This window comes from Kosakonia sp. YIM B13588 (genome assembly GCF_042788165.1).
GTDB lineage: Bacteria > Pseudomonadota > Gammaproteobacteria > Enterobacterales > Enterobacteriaceae > Kosakonia > Kosakonia sacchari.
Genome location: NZ_JBHZPO010000002.1, coordinates 70,203 through 93,550 on the forward strand (window position 1 = coordinate 70,203; position 23,348 = coordinate 93,550).

General features: G+C 54.9%; 18 protein-coding genes. 12 read left to right on the forward strand and 6 right to left on the reverse strand.

Annotated features, from left to right (window positions below):
• The first annotated feature begins 42 nt into the window (after positions 1-42).
• Positions 43-555 (forward strand): outer membrane protein OmpX, encoded by a 513-nt coding sequence (gene ompX / locus ACFX4U_RS06085; protein ID WP_017456026.1) that lies wholly within the window; start codon positions 43-45, stop codon positions 553-555.
• Between the two features lie 68 nt (positions 556-623).
• Here the strand turns inward: ompX and ACFX4U_RS06090 are convergent, their stop codons facing one another.
• Together ACFX4U_RS06090 and mntS are read right to left on the reverse strand one after the other, a co-directional pair.
• Positions 624-2,213: a phosphoethanolamine transferase gene (locus ACFX4U_RS06090; protein WP_313508751.1), complete on the reverse strand. Its 1,590-nt coding sequence runs from the start codon at positions 2,211-2,213 to the stop codon at positions 624-626.
• Positions 2,214-2,494: 281 nt separating this feature from the next.
• Positions 2,495-2,626 (reverse strand): manganase accumulation protein MntS, encoded by a 132-nt coding sequence (gene mntS / locus ACFX4U_RS06095; protein ID WP_017456028.1) that lies wholly within the window; start codon positions 2,624-2,626, stop codon positions 2,495-2,497.
• A 188-nt stretch (positions 2,627-2,814) separates the two neighbouring features.
• Here mntS and mntR point away from each other — a divergent pair, with 188 nt between their 5' ends.
• From mntR to ACFX4U_RS06140, 9 genes are all read left to right on the forward strand, one after another.
• On the forward strand, positions 2,815-3,285 hold the full coding sequence (mntR, locus tag ACFX4U_RS06100) for a manganese-binding transcriptional regulator MntR (protein ID WP_175272631.1): 471 nt from the start codon (positions 2,815-2,817) through the stop codon (positions 3,283-3,285).
• Positions 3,282-4,391: an anion transporter gene (locus tag ACFX4U_RS06105; protein WP_313508747.1), complete on the forward strand. Its 1,110-nt coding sequence runs from the start codon at positions 3,282-3,284 to the stop codon at positions 4,389-4,391. Before mntR ends, ACFX4U_RS06105 begins: the two co-directional genes overlap by 4 nt.
• A gap of 101 nt (positions 4,392-4,492) precedes the next feature.
• Entirely contained in the window at positions 4,493-5,590 is a 1,098-nt protein-coding gene (locus ACFX4U_RS06110) for an HlyD family secretion protein (RefSeq protein WP_313508744.1), read from the forward strand.
• A complete protein-coding gene (locus ACFX4U_RS06115) occupies positions 5,587-7,158 on the forward strand; it encodes a DHA2 family efflux MFS transporter permease subunit (protein ID WP_313508741.1) in 1,572 nt (523 codons plus the stop codon). The genes ACFX4U_RS06110 and ACFX4U_RS06115 overlap by 4 nt, the downstream gene beginning before the upstream one ends.
• Position 7,159: 1 nt before the next feature.
• Positions 7,160-8,683 carry an efflux transporter outer membrane subunit gene (locus ACFX4U_RS06120; protein WP_313508738.1) on the forward strand — a complete coding sequence of 508 codons (1,524 nt, stop codon included), beginning with the start codon at positions 7,160-7,162 and terminating at the stop codon, positions 8,681-8,683.
• 101 nt (positions 8,684-8,784) lie between these two features.
• The gene (locus ACFX4U_RS06125; protein ID WP_313511220.1) at positions 8,785-9,831 is read left to right on the forward strand and encodes an aldo/keto reductase; all 1,047 of its coding nucleotides are present in this window, start codon (positions 8,785-8,787) and stop codon (positions 9,829-9,831) included.
• 153 nt (positions 9,832-9,984) lie between these two features.
• Positions 9,985-11,361 (forward strand): glycoside hydrolase family 1 protein, encoded by a 1,377-nt coding sequence (locus ACFX4U_RS06130; protein ID WP_313511221.1) that lies wholly within the window; start codon positions 9,985-9,987, stop codon positions 11,359-11,361.
• A 24-nt stretch (positions 11,362-11,385) separates the two neighbouring features.
• Entirely contained in the window at positions 11,386-12,705 is a 1,320-nt protein-coding gene (locus ACFX4U_RS06135) for a PTS sugar transporter subunit IIC (RefSeq protein WP_269231394.1), read from the forward strand.
• A 14-nt stretch (positions 12,706-12,719) separates the two neighbouring features.
• Positions 12,720-13,436, forward strand: a complete 717-nt coding sequence (locus ACFX4U_RS06140) for a GntR family transcriptional regulator (protein WP_313511222.1) — start codon at positions 12,720-12,722, stop codon at positions 13,434-13,436.
• A 45-nt stretch (positions 13,437-13,481) separates the two neighbouring features.
• Here the strand turns inward: ACFX4U_RS06140 and ldtB are convergent, their stop codons facing one another.
• Complete coding sequence (ldtB, locus tag ACFX4U_RS06145) at positions 13,482-14,402, reverse strand: L,D-transpeptidase (protein WP_313511223.1); 921 nt, start codon at positions 14,400-14,402, stop codon at positions 13,482-13,484.
• A gap of 208 nt (positions 14,403-14,610) precedes the next feature.
• Between ldtB and ACFX4U_RS06150 the strand changes: the two genes are divergently transcribed.
• Positions 14,611-16,203, forward strand: a complete 1,593-nt coding sequence (locus ACFX4U_RS06150; RefSeq protein ID WP_349350599.1) for an ABC-F family ATPase — start codon at positions 14,611-14,613, stop codon at positions 16,201-16,203.
• A gap of 697 nt (positions 16,204-16,900) precedes the next feature.
• Here ACFX4U_RS06150 and ACFX4U_RS06155 read toward each other — a convergent pair.
• Both ACFX4U_RS06155 and ACFX4U_RS06160 read right to left on the reverse strand, forming a co-directional pair.
• Entirely contained in the window at positions 16,901-19,267 is a 2,367-nt protein-coding gene (locus tag ACFX4U_RS06155; protein WP_349350598.1) for a glycoside hydrolase family 31 protein, read from the reverse strand.
• Between the two features lie 15 nt (positions 19,268-19,282).
• Entirely contained in the window at positions 19,283-20,584 is a 1,302-nt protein-coding gene (locus ACFX4U_RS06160; RefSeq protein WP_313508175.1) for an MFS transporter, read from the reverse strand.
• A 298-nt stretch (positions 20,585-20,882) separates the two neighbouring features.
• Between ACFX4U_RS06160 and ACFX4U_RS06165 the strand changes: the two genes are divergently transcribed.
• Positions 20,883-21,956 carry a LacI family DNA-binding transcriptional regulator gene (locus tag ACFX4U_RS06165; RefSeq protein ID WP_305736657.1) on the forward strand — a complete coding sequence of 358 codons (1,074 nt, stop codon included), beginning with the start codon at positions 20,883-20,885 and terminating at the stop codon, positions 21,954-21,956.
• Here the strand turns inward: ACFX4U_RS06165 and ACFX4U_RS06170 are convergent.
• Positions 21,953-23,212: a DUF1479 domain-containing protein gene (locus tag ACFX4U_RS06170; protein ID WP_313508176.1), complete on the reverse strand. Its 1,260-nt coding sequence runs from the start codon at positions 23,210-23,212 to the stop codon at positions 21,953-21,955. The two genes, ACFX4U_RS06165 and ACFX4U_RS06170, sit on opposite strands and share 4 nt — an antisense overlap.
• Between the last annotated feature and the right edge of the window lie 136 nt (positions 23,213-23,348).

The following is a 23,348-nucleotide window of genomic DNA, read 5'->3' on the forward strand; positions in this document are numbered from 1 at the left end:
CGTAGGACGTAGGATTTACTTGAAGCACATTTGAGGTGGATTATGAAAAAAATTGCATGTCTTTCAGCACTGGCCGCACTTCTGGCGGTTTCTGCAGGTTCCGCAGTAGCAGCAACTTCAACCGTAACTGGCGGTTACGCTCAGAGCGACGCTCAGGGTATTGCTAACAAAACTAACGGTTTCAACCTGAAATATCGCTACGAGCAGGACAACAACCCGCTGGGTGTTATCGGTTCCTTTACTTACACTGAAAAAGATCGCACCGAAAGCAGCGTTTATAACAAAGCGCAGTACTACGGCATCACCGCAGGCCCGGCTTACCGCATCAACGACTGGGCGAGCATCTACGGTGTTGTGGGTGTAGGTTACGGTAAATTCCAGCAGACTGTAGACACCGCTAAAGTGTCTGACACCAGCGACTACGGTTTCTCTTACGGTGCTGGTCTGCAGTTCAACCCGATGGAAAACGTTGCTCTGGACTTCTCCTATGAGCAGAGCCGTATCCGTAGCGTAGACGTTGGCACCTGGATTGCCGGCGTTGGTTACCGCTTCTAATCGCTTCGGCGATAATAAAAAATCCGCCCACTGGGCGGATTTTTTTTGCCTGCAATCTGCTTCAGAAATTACCGCTTACTGCGCGTATCGAAGAGATCCGTGCCGAGATGGTTGTAGTCAACTTTCTGTAACTTAAAGTTGGTAATGTACGCTGGCCCGGCTTTTTGCTCGGACATAAAACGGTAAGGATTTTTAATCTGCTCTGCGCTAATCCCGGTCCACTGCGAAAAGAAGCTCAAAAAGTCGTTCGCTGAACGGCGCGCTTTAATTACCCGATGTTTGGTATCGTCGCTGGAAAGCACCATAAACGGCACCTGGAAGTCCTGTTGAAAAGTATCGGCATGCGCCAGGTACTGCACGTCTTTTCCGCGTTCTTTAATCGCCAGCCCGTGATCCGAGAAGTAAACCATCGAGAAACTTTCGCCGGTATTGGCCAGCTGCGAATACATTTTTCCAAGGAAATCATCGGTCTGCGTGATGGAGTAGAGGTAGCAGGAAGTCTCTTTTGACTGCACAAACTCGTTGTATTTGCCGCCGGTGCGATCGCAGGCCTGCGGGTGCGAGCCCATCAAATGCAATACAATCAGCTGCGGCTGGGTGCGTTTTGTGCTCAGCACCTGGTTGGTGAGTTTTAATAGATCCTCGTCTCGCGTATTTTTATCTGCTTCGAAGTCACCACGTTTCAAAAACTGCACTTCATCGGCACGCTTAGCGATACTGGCGATGGCCGTGTCGTATTCGCCAATCTGTCCCTGATTAGAAAACCACCACGTCTGGAAACCGGCACGGTTAGCCAGCGTAACAAAATTATCCTGATACTGCGGTTTGTCTCCCTCCACGCGGTTTAACGTCAGGCCAAGGGATTTTTGTGTTGAACCGCTCGCGGAAATGTAATCCGTAAACAGCGTGCCGTTTACCTGGCTGGCAAACGGGGTATTGTTCCAGTGGCCGCCAAAGGCGCCCAGCGCGTCACGACGTGCACTTTCGCCAATCACCACTACGTAAGTATGGTATTTCGGTTTCACCGCCAGCACAGTCCAGGTGTCTTTCACACTGGCGAGCGCGGCCATATTTTTCTGTTCTTCTTTGACGATATAGTAGTTAAACGCCACGTCGCGCACGAAACGAAGCACCGGAACACCGGTATCAATGATCCTGAATTCGTAACCTTTGAAGTGGTTTTGCACCGGGCCAATAAAATAGGAAGCGATGCACACAATCGTGCCCAGCGTGTCCCATTTCAGCCATGGCGTTGAACGCACGATAATCCGCCGGCGCAGCGAAATAACGCCCAGCGCAAAAATGAATACGCCAATAGCGTAGTGATACCACGGGAAGATCGTCAGAATTTCCGTCGACTCTTCCATATTGGTCGACAGCAGCGCCAGCAGCGTGTTGAAGTTCGGCGCGCCGTATGCCCGGCCAAAAGGGAAATAACAGGCGGCAACCAGCGAGATAATCCCGAGAACGGTTTTTTGCGCGCGAGGCGCATGACGCCAGAGAACCAGCAGGGCGCAGGTTAAAAGCACCGCATACATCACGCTAAATTCATAACCCAGAGCGAAGTTAATCAACATCGATTGTAAAAAGTAGAAACCCGTCCACGGGTTGAGCGTCTGGCTGCGAAAGGCAACGGATTCTTTAAGGATTAGGCTCATAGATTACTGTCATGAAAACGCCATGTGCTCACCCTGGCGTTAAGGGTCAAAACCTGCCGGACAGTGCGTGTGAAGAGGGGAGGGGGTCCGCATCTGCGAGCCGCAATTTGTGCAGGGCAGCGCAAAGATAGAGCGAGGCGCGTCGAAGGTCAACAGGGGCTAAGCGGTTGTTTTGAGAGAACGATTGCAAATCCAGCAAAAATACGCTGATTTTTAGACGAATTGGCCAGTATGACGGGGGATTGTGACAGAAAAATGAAGCGGCGTACCGCGACGCCGCATTAGTGAGAAGATTTGTCGGAGTCCTGCTGAGGTTTGCCGGTAATGATATCGGACAACATATTCAGCAGCATTAAACGGACTTTAAAGGGAGAGTGACTAAACACGCGCATACACCTCTTGAACTCATTCATCGTTACCTCCTGCCATTTTCAGGCCCTTCGTTCCATGAAGGGTGAACGCATTACATACAGATATAGCACAGGCTATGTTCTATAGCTATGGCTAAGACGTTAATTTTTTGTGCTGATTCACGGATGGTTTACAATGGCGCTTCTCTTATATGATGCTGCACAGGTGTCACACCTTCAGAGGAAGCACAATGAACCGTCGCGCAGGTAAGCAAACAATAAAAAAAGTGACGCTGGTAAATGTAGAAGAGCACGTTGAAGGCTTTCGTCAGGTGCGTGAAGCGCATCGTCGCGAGCTGATTGATGACTATGTTGAACTGATTTCGGATTTGATCCGCGAAGTGGGCGAAGCCCGCCAGGTGGATATGGCTGCCCGCCTTGGCGTTTCACAACCGACGGTTGCGAAAATGTTAAAAAGACTGGCGACAGTCGGCTTAATTGAACAGATCCCCTGGCGCGGCGTTTTTTTGACTGCGGAAGGTGAGAGGCTGGCGCAGGAGAGCCGCGAGCGGCACCAAATCGTTGAAAGCTTCCTGCTGGTGCTGGGCGTGAGCCCGGAGATTGCGCGCCGCGACGCCGAAGGTATGGAACATCACGTTAGCCAGGAGACGCTCGACTGTTTCCGTCGCTTCACTCTGCAACACGAGCAACCGCCTGAATGACTATGCCCCTCATGCGCGCCCTGGCGCGCGATCGTTTCCTGCATCTGTTACTGCTTATTGGTATTGCACTGTGCTTTTTTGTCCCGTTTGCGCCCAAAACCTGGCCGGGTGCGATTGACTGGCACACCATTATTACCCTCAGCGGGTTGATGCTGCTGACCAAAGGCGTTGAGCTTAGCGGTTATTTTGATGTGATTGGGCGGCGTATGGTGCGCCGTTTTCATCATCAGCGCCGGCTGGCGATGTTTATGGTGCTGGCGGCGGCGCTCCTCTCCACATTTCTCACCAATGATGTGGCGCTGTTTATTGTGGTGCCGCTGACCATCACGCTGAAGAAACTGTGCGAAATCCCGGTTAACCGGCTGATCATTTTTGAAGCGCTGGCGGTCAATGCCGGATCGTTATTAACGCCTATAGGAAACCCACAAAATATTCTTATATGGGGACGCTCTGGTCTCTCTTTCCCGGCGTTCATCTGGCAGATGGCGCCGCTGGCGCTGGCAATGATGGTCACGCTGTTGGTGGTGTGCTGGTTCTGTTTTCCGAAAAAAGCGCTTAACTACCACAGCGGCGTACAAACGCCGGACTGGCAACCGCGTCTGGTGTGGAGCTGCCTCGGTTTCTACCTAATCTTTATTACCGCGCTGGAGCTGAAACAGGAGCTGTGGGGGCTGGCAGTTGTCGCCATCGGGTTCTTGCTACTGGCGCGCCGGGTAGTGCTGAGCGTGGACTGGACGCTGTTGCTGGTTTTTATCGCCATGTTTATTGATGTCCACCTGCTGATTCAGTTGCCTGCGCTGCACTCGGTGTTGAACAGCACCAGCCAGTTGTCACCTTCAGGTTTGTGGTTGACGGCCATTGGCCTGTCGCAATTTATCAGTAACGTGCCTGCGACCATTTTGCTGCTCAATTATGTGCCGCCGGATACGCTGCTGGCATGGGCGGTGAACGTTGGCGGCTTTGGTTTGCTGCCCGGTTCGCTGGCCAATCTTATCGCGCTGCGTATGGCAAACGATCGCCGCATCTGGTGGCGCTTTCATCTTTATTCCATGCCGATGCTGCTGTGGGCGGCGCTGGTGGGATACGGATTACTCTTATTCAGATAGTGCTGATTTGTCAGTTTATCCTGGCAAATGTATAGCAACCGCCTAACTTTAGTTAACGGCGCATCCCTGGCGCCGTTACCTGACAGGACTGTTGCGAAACTATGGCAGAAAACACAACGCATCCTGACGATGTTCAGGACGATAACAACCAAAATCCACGTAAACGCCCCGGAAAGAAGCCACTGATTATCCTCGCCATTGTTGTCGGCGTGATGGTGATTGTTGCGCTGGTGTGGTGGTTTTTAACCCGTAATGAAGAGACCACCGACGACGCCTTTACCGATGGCGACGCGGTGACGATTGCGCCAAAGGTGGCAGGTTATGTCACTGAGTTGCGGGTGAAAGATAATCAGCGCGTCAAGAAAGGGGATTTGCTGGTCACTATTGACCCGCGCGATGCCACCGCGCAGCGCGATCAGGCGCAAGCGCAACTGGGGCTGGCGACCGCCCAGCTTCACCAGGCGCAGGCGCAACTGGACTTATCAAAAGTGCAATATCCCGCACAGCGGGACGAAGCGCGCGCGCAAGTGCTGAAAGCAAAAGCCGATCTGGCGAACGCCGAAGCCGCTTACCGTCGCCAGCGCGGTGTCGATCCACGTGCAACCACACAGCAAAATATCGATAGCGCTAATGCCCAGTTGCGTAGTGCGCAGGCACAGCTTGCCAGCGCGCAGGCACAGCTGGAAGTCGCCAACCAGGTGCAGTTGCAAATCCGTCAGCAGGAAACCAATGTTGAAGCGCGCCAGCAGCAAGTGGCGCAGGCAAAAGCGCAGCTGGAAACCGCGAATCTGAATTTATCCTGGACGGAAGTGCGTGCGCCTTTCGATGGCTTTATCACCAAACGCAATGTGCAAAACGGTACGTTAGTGCAGGCGGGCACCGCGTTGTTTTCACTGGTCTCACCGGATGTGTGGGTAGTGGCGAACTTTAAAGAGTCGCAGCTTGAGCGTATGCGTCCGGGGAATAAAGTCAGCGTCAAAGTGGATGCGTGGCCGGATCTGGAGCTGGAAGGGCATATCGACAGTATCCAGCAGGGTAGTGGGTCGAAGTTCGCCGCGTTTCCTTCAGAAAATGCGACCGGCAACTTTGTCAAAATCGTCCAGCGCGTACCGGTGAAAATCGTTATCGATAAAGGTCTGGACCCCAACAAACCGTTGCCGTTAGGCCTTTCCGTTGAACCGAAGGTGACGCTGGAATGACGGATCACAGCCACGAGAACTGGAAACCCGCCAGTAACCCGTGGGCGGTGGCGTGGGTCGTCACCCTTGCGGTGTTTATGGAGATCCTCGATACCACGATTGTTAACGTGGCGCTGCCGCACGTCGCCGGATCGCTCTCTGCCAGTTATGACGAATCAACATGGGTGCTGACCAGCTACCTGGTGGCGAACGGTATCGTTCTGCCGATCTCCGCTTTTCTCAGCCGTACCTTCGGGCGCAAGCAGTTTTTCCTGATCTGCATTGTGATGTTTACCGTCTGTTCATTTCTGTGCGGCATCGCCACCGAGCTTTGGCAAATTATTCTGTTTCGTATTTTGCAGGGCTTTTTTGGCGGCGGTTTGCAGCCCACGCAGCAATCGGTGTTGCTGGATTACTTCAAACCGGAAGATCGCGGCAAAGCCTTTGGTTTGTCCTCTATCGCCATTATTGTCGCCCCGGTGCTGGGGCCAACGCTGGGCGGCTGGATAACCGATAACTACTCCTGGCGCTGGGTCTTTTTTATCAATATTCCGGTGGGGATTGTTACGGTGCTGGCGATTTACCAGTTGCTGGAAGATCCGCCCTGGGAGCGCAAATCGAAGCAGAAATTGTCTATCGACTGGCCGGGCATTGGCCTGATTGCGCTGGGGCTGGGCTGTCTGCAAGTGATGCTCGATCGCGGTGAAGATGAAGACTGGTTCAACTCCGATTTCACCCGCATTTTCGCCGTCCTCACTGCGATTGGTATTGTCGGGGCTATTTACTGGCTGCTGTATGCCAAAAAGCCGGTGGTCGACTTGCGTTGCATGGCGGATAAAAACTTTACGGTTTCCAGCTTGCTGATGGCTGGCATGGCGATGATCCTCTACGGCAGCTCGGTGGTGATCCCACAACTGGCGCAGCAGGATCTGGGCTATACCGCCACCTGGTCCGGGCTGGTGCTGTCGCCCGGCGCGGTGTTGATTGTGCTGACCATTCCGCTGGTGCTGAAACTGATGCCGGTGGTGCAGACCCGCTGGATCATCGCCTTCGGCTTTTTCTGCCTGGCGGCCTCATTCTGGTGGTCGCGCACGCTGGCCCCGGATATCGACTTTGAAACGCTGATGCTGTTTCGCAGTGCGCAGTCGATTGGGCTGGGTTTCCTGTTTGTACCGTTGACGACCATCGCCTTTATCTCGATCCCGCGCCAGCTAAATGCCGATGCGGCGGCGCTGTTTACCATGTTCCGTAACGTGGCGGGATCGGTTGGTATTTCGCTGTCAACGGCGGCGATCACCGAGCGCTCACAGGCACATATGTCGCACTTATCAGAGCATACCTCTCCCTTCAATGAACAATTCCAACTGGCGCTGCGTGAATCCGCCGAGGCGATCCGTAATTTCACCAGCCTGGTCGGCGATCCGCTGACCAGTGCTACCGGGCAGATGTACAAAGCGATGATCGCCCAGTCGCGTTTTCTGGCCTATATCGACGTTTTCACCGTGCTCAGCCTGGTGGCGATGTTGCTGATCCCCTTTTGTTTATTGCTTTCGCCGATCAAAAGCGAAGGTAGCGCAGGAGCACATTAATATGACGTGGTGTCGTTTTCCCGTAACCCTGTTATCGCTGTGGCTTGCAGGCTGTGCTGTCGGGCCGGATTACCAGGCGCCCAAACCGCAAACCCCTGCGCGCTGGAACGATCCGGGTGATAAAGCGGTTAAATCGCAGGCTTCTTCGCAGGCGGTGAATCCGCGCTGGTGGACAACCTTCCAGTCGCCGCAGTTGAACAGTCTGATTGAGCGGGCGATTAAAGATAATCTTTCGCTCCAGCAAACCGTCCTGCGCATTGCCGGTGCGCGCGAGCAGATTAACCAGGCGGGCGGCGCGTTTCTGCCAGCGGTTAACGGTTCGCTGAAAGCGACTCGCCAGCAGCTGGGTATTGAAGGCGAGCTGAAATCCCATAACGTCGAAGGCCAGTTGCAGGACGCCGACCCGGCGATCAGCGGAGCCCTCGGGGCACTTACCCAACCGGTGAATCTCTATCAGGGCAGTTTTGACGCCCAGTGGGAGCTGGATCTGTGGGGCAAAGTGCGACGCCAGGTAGAAGCGGCGTCCGCGCAGCAGCAGCAGGCAATTGAACAACGTAACGATGCGCTGGTGTCGCTGGAAGCCGAAGTGGCGCGCGCGTGGTTGCAACTGCGCGGTGCGCAGAACATCATCAGCACACTGAAAACACAAATCGACAGCGCGCAGCAGACATTTACGCTGACCGAAAACCGACAAAAAGGCGGCCTTTCACCTCAACTGGATGTGGAAAATGCCCGCGCGCAGGTCGGCAATCTGGAAGCGCAACTCCCGCAATATGAAGCGCAGGAGCGCCAGGCGATGAACGCGTTAGCGATCCTGCTCGGTAAACCGCCTGGTGCGCTGGATAGCGAATTGCGCAATGCGCAACCATTACCCGCGCTGCCGGGCATTGTGCCCACCGGAATTCCCTCGACGCTGGCGCGTCGTCGTCCGGACGTACGCGAAGCGGAGGCCAGCCTGCATGCAGCGACGGCACAGATTGGCGTTTCGGTTGCGCAGTTGTTCCCCAGCTTGTCATTGAGCGGCCAGTTTGGTCTGCGCAACAGCGAAACCAACTGGCTTACCGACTGGAGCAGCCATTTTTATAGCTTCGGCCCGCAGATTTCGATTCCCATTTTCCAGGGCGGGCGGCTGGTATCGAGCGTCAAGCTGGCGCGCGCAGAGCAGGGCGCGGCGGTGCTGAACTACCGCCAGACGGTGCTCAGCGCACTGGGTGATGTGGAAAATGCGCTGGTCAGTTACCGTGCCGATCAACAGCGGGAAGCGGGGCTGGATAAAACGCTCAGTGCACTGCAAAACGCCTTCTCACTTGCCACCGACAGCTATCGTCAGGGAATTGCCAGCTTTATCGATGTGCTGGATGCCCAGCGCCAGCTGGCGCAGGCCAGCCAGCAGCGTGAGCAGGCGCGGGTGCAAAGTAGCCTCGATCTGGTGGCGTTGTATAAAGCGCTCGGCGGCGGTTGGGAACCGTATCAGAATGTACAACTCCCTGATTACAAAGTGTTCGGTGATGCGCCGCGCGGATAATCAGAGAATTGGGCAAGAAACAGGCAGGATCCTCACATTCGCCGCCGCAGAGGATTGCGTATAACTGTCTGCGTCAACTAAACAGATGAGGAGACGCCATCATGCGCTACAAAAAACTGGGCAATACCGGACTGTTTGTTTCTGAACTGTGCCTCGGCACCATGACATTTGGCGGTGACGACAGCGAGAGCATGTGGAGCAAAATCGGCCAGTTGCAACAGGCGCAAGCCGAGCAACTGGTCGGCAGCGCGCTGGATGCCGGCATTAACTTTATCGATACCGCGAACGTCTATTCCGACGGGCGTTCGGAGGAGATCACCGGCCAGGCGCTAAAAAACCTGAAAGTGCCGCGAGAAAACGTCATCGTCGCCACCAAAGTGTTTGGCGAAACCGGCACCGCCGGGGTGAACTCGCGCGGCAGTTCGCGCTATCACATCATGAATAGCGTGAAAGAGAGCCTCAAGCGCATGCAACTGGATCATATTGATCTCTACCAGTTACACGGCTTTGACCCGGCCACACCCATTGAGGAGACGCTTTACGCGCTGGATAACCTCGTTCAGCACGGGCATGTGCGCTATATCGGCGTCTCTAACTGGGCGGCGTGGCAAATCGCCAAAGCGCTGGGAATTTCGGAGCGCCTTGGGCTGGCGCGCTTTGCCTCGCTACAGGCTTACTACACCATCGCTGGTCGCGATCTGGAACGTGAACTGGTGCCGATGATGCAGAGCGAAGGCGTGGGGCTGATGGTCTGGAGCCCGCTGGCGGGTGGCTTGCTGAGCGGTAAATATGGCCGCGACGGTCAGGCGGAAGCCGGTGGACGCCGCCTGGCGTTTGATTTCCCGCCGGTGAATAAAGACCGCGCCTTTGATTGCGTGGACGTTATGCGCACCATTGCCGATAGCAAAGGAGTTTCTGTGGCGCAAATCGCGCTGGCCTGGCTGCTGCATCAACCGGTGGTCAGCAGCGTGATTATTGGCGCGAAACGCGCGGAACAACTGGACGATAACATTGCGGCAACGGCGATCCGCCTCAGCGATGACGAACTGCAACAACTGGATGCGGTGAGCGCACTGCCGCGTGAGTATCCCGGCTGGATGTTTGAGCGGCAGGGAGAATATCGCCGTAACCAGTTAAAACAACAGTAATTATCCTTCTTCTCAAACGCGACGCTCACCCCGTCGCGTTTTTCTTTTCTTTCGAATAGCGTCACAAAATCACATCGTCCCTTTTGCCCATTTTTTCGCCGTTATCTATATGACTAGTCATATCTTAAAAATGACTAGTCATGGAGAAGCGAGATGAGCAAAACGTTACCGAACGGTTTTTTATGGGGTAACTCCGTATCCAGCATGCAGACCGAAGGTGCGTGGAACGAGGGCGGGAAAGGGATGTCGGTCTACGATATTCGCGAAGCCAGCGAATTTGCCTCTGACTGGAAAGTCGCCACTGATTCCTACCACCGCTATGAGGAAGATTTCGACCTGATGCAGGATCTGGGCATGAACTGCTACCGCTTCCAGATTTCCTGGAGCCGGGTTTGCCCGCAGGGCGATGGCGAGTTCAACGACGAGGGCATCGCCTTTTATGACCGCTTTATCGACGATCTGCTGGCGCGCGGCATTGAGCCGATGATCTGCCTGTACCACTTTGATATGCCGCTGGCGTTGGCCGAGCAGTACAACGGTTTTGCCGACCGGCGCGTGCAGGACGCTTTTGTGCGCTACGGGAAAAAGATGATCGACTGCTTTGGCAGCCGGGTGAAGTACTGGCTGACGTTTAACGAGCAGAATATTTACCACATGCCAGGCGCGTTTCAGGTTGGTGGCTATCTGCAAGGCGAGAAAACCCTGCGCGAGCTTTATCAGATTCAGCACCATGTGATGATGGCGCATGTGCTACTGACCCATTATCTGCACGCTACCCAGCCCGGAAAATTAATGGGCGGCATGCTGGCGCACCAGTTGGTTTATCCGGCGACCTGCAAACCACGCGATGTGTTTTGCGCCATGCAATATGACGAATTCCTCAATCAGAACTTGCTGCGAGTCTATGCCGGGCAGGGTTACAGCCCGGAAGTACTGGCGGTGGTGGAAAGGGAAGGTTTCCACGATATCTACCGCGATGAAGATTTGGCGGAAATCGCGCGGGTCAAAAACGACTTTATGGCGTTTAGCTACTACGCCAGCAAAACCCTCGATAGCGATGCCATTGCGCCGGGAACACCGGTCAATTATTTCCTGCAACAGGGCGATAAAGCGAACCCGTATCTCGACGCGACCGAATGGGGCTGGCAAATCGATCCGCTCGGTTTCCGCGCCATTATCACCCGCTATTACAACGACTGGCGCTTGCCAGTGTTCCCGATTGAAAACGGTATCGGCGTGATTGAAGAGTGGGACGGCGTTAACCGGATCGAGGACGATTACCGCATTGCTTATCACCGCGACCATATCCAGGCGATGCAGGACGCCATCTTTGAGGACGGCGCACAGGTGTTGGGCTACCTCGGCTGGGGTTTGATCGACATTCTCAGTTCCCAGGGCGATATGCGTAAGCGCTACGGCGTGGTGTACGTCAACCGCGAAAACCACGACCTGAAAGATTTAAAACGCGTACCGAAAAAGAGCTATCGCTGGCTGCAACAGCTGATTCGCAGCAACGGCCGCGACATGTAAGCAACGTTTGAGAGGGTAGCCGCAATGTCTGACAGCAACATCACGCCGAAAATGCAGTCATTCGTCGATAAATTTGTCGAGTTTTCCGCCCGGCTGGCAAACCAGGTGCATCTGCGATCGCTGCGTGACGCATTTGCGGCGGTGATGCCGATTTTTATCCTCGCCGGGCTGGCGGTATTGATTAATAACGTTGTTTTCCCCTGGGTGCTGGAAGGGGAGACGCTGGCGCGCTTTAAAGTCTGGGGCGAGGCGGTGATCAACGGCACGCTGAATATCGCCGCGTTATTAATTGCGCCAATGACCGCCTGGTCGCTGGCGCGCAATAAGAACTTTGACAACCCGGTGTCGGCGGTGGTCATTGCGATCTCCAGCTTCATCATCATGATGCCAATGCAGCTGGATGTAGTGCCCGTTGGCGGGAAAGCAACGGTGAGCGTGACGCAGATGCTGGCATTCACCAACATTGGCACGACGGGGATTTTCGCCGGGGTGATCATTGGTTTGCTCTCCACGGAGCTGTTTATCCGCGTTGCCAGCGTGAAGAAATTCGCTATTTCGCTCGGGGAAAATGTGCCCTCGGCAGTGGGGCAATCTTTCTCCTCGCTGATCCCTGCAATCATTACCTTATCGCTGTTCGCCATTGTCGCGGCGCTGCTGGCGAACCTGTTGCATACGGATTTGATCCACCTTATCACCACGCTTATCCAGCAGCCGCTGCGGCAGATTAATACCAGTTTACCGGGCACGTTGTTTATCTATAGCTTTGGTAACTTTCTGTTTACGCTCGGTATTCACCAGACGGTGGTCAACGGCGTGATCCTTGAACCACTGCTGTTGATTAACACCAACGAGAACATGCTGGCATTTGCCAACGGGCAGCCAATTCCGCATATCATCAACAGCATTTTTGTGCCCACGTTCGGCATGATTGGCGGCACCGGCAGTACCCTTTCGCTACTGATCGCCATTTTTATCTTCGCGAAGCAGCAATCGGCGAAGCAGGTAGCACGGCTCGCCATCTCGCCCGGCTTATTCAATATTAACGAACCGGTGATTTTCGGTCTGCCCATCGTCTTTAACCTGCCGCTGATGATCCCGTTTGTGCTGCTTCCGGCCCTGGGGATCTGGTTTGCCTGGCTTTGTACTACGCTCGGTTGGATCTCGCGCTGTGTGGTGATGATCCCGTGGACTACGCCGCCGATTTTAAGCGCCTGGCTGGCTACCGCAGGCGACTGGCGGGCGGTGGTGGTTCAGTTGATAATCATCATCTTTGGTGTATTCTTCTACCTGCCTTTCCTCAAAATAGCCGAGAGAGTGGCCTTAAGAAACAATGGGATAGATTAAAAAGAAGGAAGGCTATGGCGGCAAAATACATCACTATCGCGCGGGAAATTAAGCGGCGCATTCTCAGCCGGCAGTACGCCGCCAGCGCGCCGTTGCCGGATCAGTTCGCGCTGGCAGCGGAGTTTGCCACCAGCCGGATGACCATTCAGCAGGCGATGCGCCAGCTGATTGTTGAAGGGCTGGTTTATACCCGTCAGGGCCAGGGCACCTTTATCCGCAAGAATTTCCTGCAATTGTCGCGCTGGGATCTGCCCGGCAGCGACTATTTCGGTGCGACCAAGACCTGGGAAAACGTCGGCGAAGTGACCAGTAAAATCATCCGCTTCGAGTTGCGTTTCCCCACGGAAAAGGAGCAGGCCTCGCTGCTGGTGGGGCCGGATGACCCGGTGTATGACTTTATTCGCCTGCGTTTGCTGGAAGGTGAACCGATGTCGCTTGAGTTTACGCTGATGCCGGTGAATCTGGTGCCGGGGTTAAACCGCGGGCATCTGGAAAGCTCGGTATTTCGCTATGTGCAGGACGATCTGGCGCTGAAGATTATGGGTTCATACCGCATTGTGCGCGCCTTAAAACCCTGGGCGGAGGATAAGCAGTATCTGAATTGCGAAGAGACCGATCCGGTGCTGGAAGTGGAGCAGGTGATTTATCTGGAGGATGGCACGCCGCTGGAATATGCCCATTGTCATTACCGTTACGATCACGGTGGCATTATTGTGGTGAATCACGGGTAAAAAAAGCGGAGCCATTGCTCCGCTTTTTTATGCTAACAACCGCAATCAGTTCAGACGAACCGGCATACCTGAACGGTTCTGCAACGCCTGATCGACAACATTGGAATCAACATCAGACTGGTTGGTTACGGTCTGTACCGCTTTGGTCAGCGCAATCGGCACAATCTCACCGCCGGTGAACTGAGCTTCTGTGGTGGACAGCGGGTTGTGAACTTCGATGTAGCGGCTGCCATCCGGTTCGGTGGTCGCTTTTACCGGCTCATCAATAAACTGTACGCGCGTACCGACCGGCACGTTTTCGAACAGGAATTTGATGTCATCGTTACGCAGACGCACGCAGCCGTGGCTCACGCGCAGGCCGATACCGAAGTTAGCGTTGGTGCCGTGAATGGCGTACAGGCGACCAATATAGAGCGCGTACAGACCCATCGGGTTATCCGGGCCTGCCGGCACAACCGGCGGCAGCGGCTGACCCATAGCTGCGTATTCCGCGTGCATTTTCGCCGTCGGCGTCCAGGTCGGACCGGCTTTTTTACGTTCTACTTTGGTGGTCCAGGCAATCGGGGTGTCTTTACCCAACTGGCCGATACCGATTGGCAGCACGATCACCGTGTTGGTGCCTTTCGGATAGTAGTAGAGGCGCATTTCCGCACTGTTGATCACGATCCCTTCGTGAACCGTATCCGGCAGGATCAGCTGCTGTGGAACGTTCATCACAGTGCCGCCTTTCGGCAGGTAGGCATCAATGCCCGGGTTTGCTTCCAGCATGTTGGACAGACCCATTTGATATTCAGCCGCAAAATATTCCAGCGGCTGGTTATTGCCTTCCGGAATAGTGACGACCTGGTTCTGACCGATCAGACGACTGCCATCAGTCGGCAGCGGATATGTAACAGCAGACGCGCTTTTGCAAAATCCCACGACAGCAAACGCCGCCGCTAAAAGGGTGGTTAATTTCATGTTCATCTTATGCAAGACTTATTGCCACACAGGCCGTTGGGTTGAGAATGCAGGAAGCGCATTATATGTGCATTCCACCGTCCAGGGAATTCAGATGTGTACGAAATCACACTTTTTTCCCTTTGCTTGCAGTTTAGTGCCCTGACACCAGGCAGGAATCTAATTCGGAATTGTGGCATAATAGGGTGTTTGTCACATATTTCAGGATACCTCTGTGTTAGTCACCAGCAACGTCACCATGCAATTCGGCAGCAAGCCGCTGTTCGAAAATATCTCCGTCAAATTTGGCGGCGGCAACCGTTACGGCCTGATCGGGGCTAACGGGAGTGGTAAATCCACCTTTATGAAAATCCTCGGCGGCGATTTAGAGCCGACGCTGGGTAACGTCTCTCTCGATCCGAATGAGCGTATCGGTAAGCTGCGCCAGGATCAGTTCGCTTTTGAAGAGTTCAGCGTGCTCGACACGGTGATCATGGGCCATGCGGAACTGTGGGAAGTGAAACAGGAACGCGACCGTATTTATGGCCTCACAGAAATGAGCGAAGAGGACGGCTACAAAGTGGCCGACCTCGAAGTGCAGTATGGCGAAATGGACGGTTACTCGGCGGAAGCGCGCGCGGGCGAACTGCTGCTCGGCGTCGGCATTCCGGTTGAACAGCACTACGGCCCGATGAGCGAAATCGCCCCCGGCTGGAAACTGCGTGTGTTACTGGCGCAAGCGCTGTTTGCCAACCCGGACATTCTGCTGCTCGATGAACCGACCAACAACCTGGACATCGACACCATTCGTTGGCTGGAGCAGGTGCTGAACGAACGTGACAGCACCATGATTATCATTTCGCACGACCGCCACTTCCTTAACATGGTTTGTACGCACATGGCGGATCTCGACTACGGCGAGCTGCGTGTTTATCCGGGCAACTACGACGAATACATGACGGCGGCGACGCAGGCGCGCGAACGTCTGCTGGCGGATAACGCCAAGAAAAAAGCGCAGATCGCTGACCTGCAATCGTTCGTCAGCCGCTTTAGCGCAAACGCCTCTAAATCTCGCCAGGCGACCTCCCGCGCACGTCAGATCGACAAAATTAAGCTGGAAGAGGTTAAGGCTTCCAGTCGTCAGAACCCGTTTATCCGCTTCGAACAGGACAAGAAATTGTTCCGCAACGCGCTGGAAGTGGAAGCCCTTACTAAAGGGTTTGATGAAGGCCCGTTGTTTAAAAACTTCAACATGCTGCTGGAAGTGGGCGAGAAGATCGCCATCCTGGGTGCGAATGGCGTGGGTAAATCCACCATGCTGAAAACGCTGGTGGGCGAGCTTGCGCCTGATAACGGCACGGTGAAATGGTCTGAAAACGCGCAGATTGGTTACTACGCGCAGGATCACGCCGAAGATTTCGATAACGATCTGACCGTCTTCGACTGGATGAGCCAGTGGAAACAGGAAGGCGATGACGAACAAGCAGTGCGCAGTATCCTTGGTCGCCTGCTGTTCAGCCAGGACGATATCAAGAAACCGGCGAAAGTGCTCTCCGGTGGTGAAAAAGGTCGCATGTTGTTCGGCAAGCTGATGATGCAAAAACCGAACATCCTCGTTATGGACGAACCGACCAACCACCTGGATATGGAATCCATCGAATCGCTGAACATGGCGCTGGAGATGTATCAGGGCACGCTGATCTTCGTTTCCCACGACCGTGAATTTGTCAGCTCGCTGGCAACCCGCGTAATTGAGATTACGCCGCAGCGCGTGGTGGATTTCTCAGGGAATTATGAGGATTATTTGCGCAGTAAAGGTATCGAATAAATTTACCGTCGTCTTTCACGCGACAGGTGCGTTGGCTGTACCTTCGTACCTTGGTCACTTACTTGTGTCAGCTCCCGGGGCTACTCAGGTTTGCCGCCTTCCTGTCGCGCGAAATACTTAGGTAAATGCTTTACCGTCCTCTTGCAGGCAACAGATGTGTTGCTTGCACCTTCGTACCCCGGCCACTGACTTGTGTAAGCTCCCGGGGCTACGCAGATTTGTCGCCTTCGTGTCGCGCGAAATACNTCGCGCGAAATACTTAGGTAAATGCTTTACCGTCCTCTTGCAGGCAACAGATGTGTTGGCTGCACCTTCGTACCCCGGTCACTTACTTGTGTAAGCTCCCGGGGCTACTCAGGTTTGCCGCCTTCCTGTCGCGCGAAATACTTAGGTAAATGCTTTACCGTCCTCTTGCAGGCAACAGATGTGTTGGCTGCACCTTCGTACCCCGGCCACTGACTTGTGTAAGCTCCCGGGGCTACGCAGATTTGTCGCCTTCGTGTCGCGCGAAATACTCAGGTAAATCATTTACCGTCCTCCCCACGTCACAGGTGTGTTGGCTGCACTTTCGTCCCCCGAACACCTACTTGTGTAAGCTCCCGGGGTTACTCAGGTTTACCGCGTTCCTGTTGCGTGAAATGGCCCGGTAAATAAGAGAAGCAAGCCCGGTAAGCACATGGCTGCCGGGCTTTTCACATTAAGCAAAGGTCCACTCGCTGGCCGCAACGCCATTAATTAACAACTGGCGTTTTTCACCTGCAGGCAGCGCCACTTTCAGTGCTTGCCACGCCGGGCGATAGTCGCCGCGTGCGTGGATCTGCAAATCAATGGTGCTGCCCGAGCAAACCATTTCCCACTCCAGCCAGAGCGCATTGCCCTCTTTATAACCCCACGACTCACCATCGTCCTCAAACAGCAGGCCGCTTGAACGCCCGGTACCTTTTACCGGGAATAGATGCAACTCACGCGTGGTATCCGCGTTGGTATCCACATGCCTGATGCGATCGCTGAGTGGCAGACCGGCACCGGCACGTACCAGCAGCGGCAGCGTTTCCAGCGGCGCATCCAGCGTCACCCACTGGCCAGGCGAATACCAGCAACCGGAGTAAAATTCGTACCAGCCGGTGTCGTTGGCAGGCAGCCAGACGCGGCGCTCGCGCTGGCCGGGTTCGACGACGCTTGCCACCAGAAGATCGCGGCCGAGCAGGAAGTCGTCGCACTCTTCGAACGTCTGCTCGTCATGTTCGTGATCGAGGAATGTCGGGCGCAGCATCGGTTCGTCGTCGGCATGCGCCTGCCACAGCAGCGTATAGAGATAGGGCAGCAGGCGGTAGCGTAACTCAATCGCGCTGCGAATCGACGGTGTGATCGCCGGGTACATCCACGGCTCATTCACCGTGTGATCATCATTCCACGAATGGATGGTGAAACGCGGATGCATCACCCCGTTTTGCACCCAACGCACAAACAGCTCTGCATCCGGTTTATCGCCGGAAAAACCGCCGACATCGTGACCAACGTTATACAGGCCAGACAAACTCATGCCCACGCCCATGCGGATGTTGTAGCGCAATGTGTCCCAGTTGGTGCGGTTATCGCCGCTCCAGGTCTGCACATAACGCTGCATCCCGGCGCAGCCGGAACGGGAAATCAGGTATGGGCGCTTTTGCGGAGCAAACCGCTGCTGCGCTTCCATTGAGGCGCGCATCATTAGCAACGGCATCACCGGGCGAATATGCTTGATGGCTATTTCCTGGCCAAAACCGTGGCAGCGGGCTTCGCCGTCCCAGACCTCAAATTCGTTGTTATCGTTCCAGGTCGAATCGATGCCCATCTCCAGCAATTGGGTGGACACGCCTTCCTGCCACCAGGCGACAGTCTGCGGGTTGGTAAAGTCGAGGTGTGAGCCTTCGTCATCCCAGAAACTGGAGCGTTCCGGCGCATCGGTTTCTGAATCGCGAATAAACAGACCGCGCTCCGCCACTTCGCGATAACGCGGATGATCCTGCAACAGACAGGGTTTGATATTTGCCGCCAGTTTCAGGCCCGCATCGTGAAACGCCTGACTCATCACTTTCGGCTGCGGCACTTTGTCGTAGTTCCAGTTAAAGACGTAGCGCTTGCCGTTAATCGAGGTGTAGCCGGATGAGAGCTGGAACGAATCGCACGGAATGGCGTGTTCTTCGCACAGACGAATAAAGTTCATCAGCTGGTTTTGCGCATCCGGCGCATCGGTGTAATGCATGGTTGAACCGCTATAACCGAGGCTCCATTTCGGGCCGAACAGCGTTTTCCCGGTGAGGCGCACAAACGCTTTGGTGACATCCAGCGCACGCGCGCCGGTAAAAATGTAGTAATCAATATCGCCCGCTTCCGCTTGCCAGCGGCGATAAGCGGTGTGGTAGTTATCGATCTCGTTACCCAAATCCAGCCAGCAACTACTGAGGTTGTCATAAAACAGCCCGTAGCTGATATCGTCGCGGTGGGAGAGGGTAAACGGAATATGTTTATACAGCGGATCGGTGCTGACGGCGTTATAGCCCATCGCATCAAGGTTGCGCATTTCGTAGCGCTGGCCGGTACGTTGCAAATTACCCGCTTTCTCGCCGAGGCCGTAGAAACGCTCCTCTTTTTTACGGCTGAGATAGTGCGCCACGCCGTCGCCATGGGCGTTAACCAGATACGCGCTGGTCGGGCGATCGCTCGCCAGCCATTGCCACTCACCCGCGTCGTTGCGGTAGTGCCACTCCAGCCACAGCGGCTGATGCACGGTGACGCGCAGTTTTGCGCTCTCAATAGTTAATGTCTCTTGCTGTTGCGCCAGCGACCATTGCGGCAGGCTAAAACCCGACAGATCGTCGCGCGAGCGGCCTTCCCATGGCACATCATCTTTCGGCGCAATGCTCCAGGTTCTGTCCAGCGCCAGCTTGCCTTTACGCTTGAGCAGCACGCGGAATAAGTTCTCTTCCAGCACATACAGACACAAGGTGTGTTGTCCGTCCACCAACAGCTCAACGTGATGAGCTGCCTGTTTTTGTAACGTCCAGTTCTTCAGGGTTTTCATATCAGACATCCACAATCAGGCGCGTTTTGCGCGTCGTTCAGCAATAAATGCCACCAGGAAACAAGCGCCAATCAGGTCAAAGAAACCCATGGCAATAAACAACGGGTTGAAACCAATTTTGTCGGCGGTAACGCCAATCAGCAGTGAGAAGAGGAAGCTGGCTATCCACGCCGCTGAACCGCGCATGCCGTTCACCGTCGCCATCTGGCCTTTATCGAAGGACTCCACCACCAGTGCGCTCAACATGCAGGAGATGATCTGGTGGCCAAAACCGCCAATCGAAATCAGCACAATAGTGAGGTACGGATCGCGGGTGATGGCGACAGCGGCGAGTGAAATCATCAAAAATGCGCCGGTCACCGAGCTGGCAACCACCGAATTCACGCGGGTGCAGCCAAACCAGCGGGTATAGAGTTTGGTCAGGTAACCGCTGGCGACGCTGCCGAGATCGGCGGCGAGGAACGGCAGCCAGGCGAACATGGCTATCTGTTTCAGATCCATACCGTGTTCTTTTGCCAGATAGAGCGGCACCCAGAAGCTCAGCACCGCCCAGGCCGGTTCTGCCATAAATGCCGGGATGGCGATACCGTAAAAGCGTTTGTTTTTCGAGACGGTTTTCAGGGCGGTAAAGAAGGGCAGTTTGACCGCTGGTGGTTCATTATCCTGCTGAATAAATGCCAGCTCGTCTTTACTGAGGTTCGGGTGTTTTTCCGGGTTGTGGTAAAACGCCCACCACAAAATCACCCACAGCAGCGCCAGCACACCGGTAAACATAAACGCGCCCTGCCAGCCAAATGAGGCATGAGCGAAGTAGATGATCGGCGGAGCCAGCATGGCGCCAATCGAAAAACCCACGCCTGCCCAACCGGCAGCCACCGGGCGTTCTGATTTCGGGAACCACTCGCCGATGGTTTTGGCGTTCGCCGGTGTAGCCGCTGCTTCCGATGCGCCCATGGTGAAACGCAAAATCGCCAGATGGATCCAACTGCCTGCGCCGGCGTGGAAAATACAGGCCAGCGCCCAGATGATGGCGCACACCATAAAGCCGACTTTCAGGCCAATCACGTCAATCAGCCAGCCACACAGCGGCTGGAAAATGGTGTAAGCCAGCTGAAACGCGCCGACAATCCACGAATATTGTTCAGTGGTGATGCCGAGGCTGGTTTTTAATTCCGGTGCCAGAATCCCCAGCGAGTTACGGGTGATGTAGTTCACCGTCACGCCGAATAAGAACAGCACTAATACCCACCAGCGTAAGTTTTTCACTATCCTGCGGCTTTTGCTGGCCGCCATTTCATTGTTGATCCCCTGGCTCATTCTTTTCTCCGCATATCTTCTTGTAGGGAAGTCGGGGCAAACTCTTGCGGAGTTGTTATACCGCACAGGTTTGCGTGATGATTTATCTGCGTTTTTTTGGTTATTGTTCCTACAACTAGTATGGAAGTTGTATGACACATTTACGTTAGGCGAGAAAAATCGGCAGCTAAAGTGGATTTTGTGCAAGGATTCTCATCAATCAGCGACGATATGCGGCAAACTTATATTGTTGCCATGAATATCAGGCTTTTCGATTCATGAAAATTTTCCCATTTCGGAAACGGAGCAAGATCACAGAATGGATAAAAAGCTCAAAATCAACGAAATTGCCCTGCGCACTAACCTGTCGACCAGCACGGTTTCCCGTGTGCTGGCAGGCAAAGCCAATACCAGTGAAAAAGCCAGAGCGGCGGTGCTGGCCTGCGCGCGTGAGCTGGGGGTGATGGAGGGAATTGCCGCCGGGCGGCTGCTGCTGAATAACCTGATTGTTTTCGCACCGCAGCGGGCCTTTGATGAGCGCTCCGATATCTTCTATTACCGTGTGATCCAGAGCATTAACAAAGCGTTGGCACCCCATGAAGTGCGGCTGCGCTACTGCGCGCTGGAAGAGCTGGACAGCGACGCCAATGAATTTCTCGCGCGCATGAACGCAGCGGAAACCCAGGCGGCGATCCTGCTGGGCATTGATGATCCGCATATTCATGACCTGGCGGCCGATATGGGTAAACCCTGCGTGTTAATCAACTGCCGCGACGGGCGCATGCGTTTGCCTTCCATCGCGCCGGATCACCGCACGATTGGCGAGTTTGCTGCCAATTATCTGTTTGATATGGGTCACCGCGAGGTGGTGAATGTAATGTGTTTGCGTCGCTATACCATGGATTTACGCCTGGCGGGGATCAAAGAGGCCTGGCAGCGGCGCAATCTGCGTTTTCAAAGTAAGCGGGATCTGATCACCGTTCCCAGTTTTAGTGCCAAAGAAGCGGGGATGCGGGTAGGGGAGTGGCTTGATGATCCGGCGCATAAATCACCGCCTACCGCGTTTCTCGTCGGTGGCGATTTTATGGCGGAAGGCACGGTTCATGCGCTCCAGCAGCGTGGGCTGCGCGTGCCGCAGGATGTGTCGGTAATGAGCATTGACGCCTTTAACCTGGCGGCGATCCAGGATGTGCCGCTCACCGCAGTGCATGTCCCGCGTGATGAATTGGGTGTAGAGGCGGTACACCTGCTGCAACAGCGCTTGATCCGCCCGCAGGCCACCACCGGTTCGCTGTTACTCAACGGCACGCTTGCGGTGCGCGAATCGGTACGGCGGATACGTCCGGGACAACAACGTACCGCCGTGGAGCGTGAAGGGTTGTACGATGCCTAAACATCCATACCCAGCGCGCGCTTGCCGTGAATATTCAGGTCGTCCAGCGTAAAGCGGCCTGACCAGTCGCTTTCGTAGTTCTCACGCGGGAAATCGCCCGGCGAAGCACCTTGCTCAAGCGCCACCTTCACTTTACGCGCATACGCGAGGTTTTTCGCGCACAGCGGCGCGGCAGGAATGTACATCACATTGCCCCAGCCTTGCTGGTTTTCCACCGGCGCAACCGAGTGGATCACATCGCAGTGCCACCACACGGAATCCCCGGCTTCCAGCGCCGGAATGCTGCTCAGGGCTTCCATCAGCAGCGGATGCCACTTCTCCGAAACCGGTAATACCCGCCCTGGCGCTACGCCGCACAGTTCATCTTCCGGTACATCATCAAGCAGCGGGCGCAGCAGAATATACGCCATCGCTTCCGGGATCGGCACCACGTGCAGCAACCCCTGGCCGGGGATCAGGTCCGACAACGCCGTCCAGCCCTGGAAGGTGCGGAACACCGAACATTTGGTGGTGTTATCCACCGTGTACTCTTCCACCTCGGTACGGTGCGCTGCATTCCACGGGTCATATTCCTCAAATTTGCCGTTAAACACATTGGCAAATACTCGCTGGTAAGCGGGCAACAGCCAGCGCTCCAGCGCGCCGGAATCCGTATGCGCGCCGAGGCCTTTCGAGGTGGTTCCCGGCGGACGGCGGCGAATACGATCCGGGTAGATAACGCTCACATCCGGGTCGAACCACTGCTGACCTTCACTCTCGAAGCGCCACAGGCGGTTGAGAAAGGATTGCACGGCGGCCATTTCGTTACTCTGGCGCGCCTGCATCTGCGCCTGCGACCAGTAAATGGGGTAGATCTCCGGGCGCGAGGCTTCCAGCGTGCCGAAGAAGCTATCACCAGGCCCTTTGTACACCTCATCAAAATGGTTTTGGTCGAGGTAATCCAGCATTGAGCGATCCCAGCCCAACGCCTGCTCACGCGGGAAATGCCCCTTAATGACCGCACAACCGCGCCGCTTGATCAGCGCCCGCTGCGCCTCGCTGACCTTGCCTTGCGCAATGTCGCTGTAGGCGAGTTGTGGCCACACGGATTTGCCTTGAGCTTTAAGGGCATTGATATCGGCTACGCGGGCGGCAATCTGCTCACTCAGGCGGTTAAATACCTGCTGTACATCGCCGATCTGCGCGCGCAGTTGCTGTTTCATCTGACGGATCGATGCTTTGTGATCGGTGGGCAGCGTTTCACTGGTAAAAGCCATGTTGAACCTCGCATTCTTTCATTCGAAAGTTATTTGACTTGCAAGTGATAAAATAAGTTAAAAATAAGTTAATGCAAGTTTAAAAACTTGATGCGGAACACAAAGCGGAAAAGTAGCAACAAGAACGGCCGGAGCG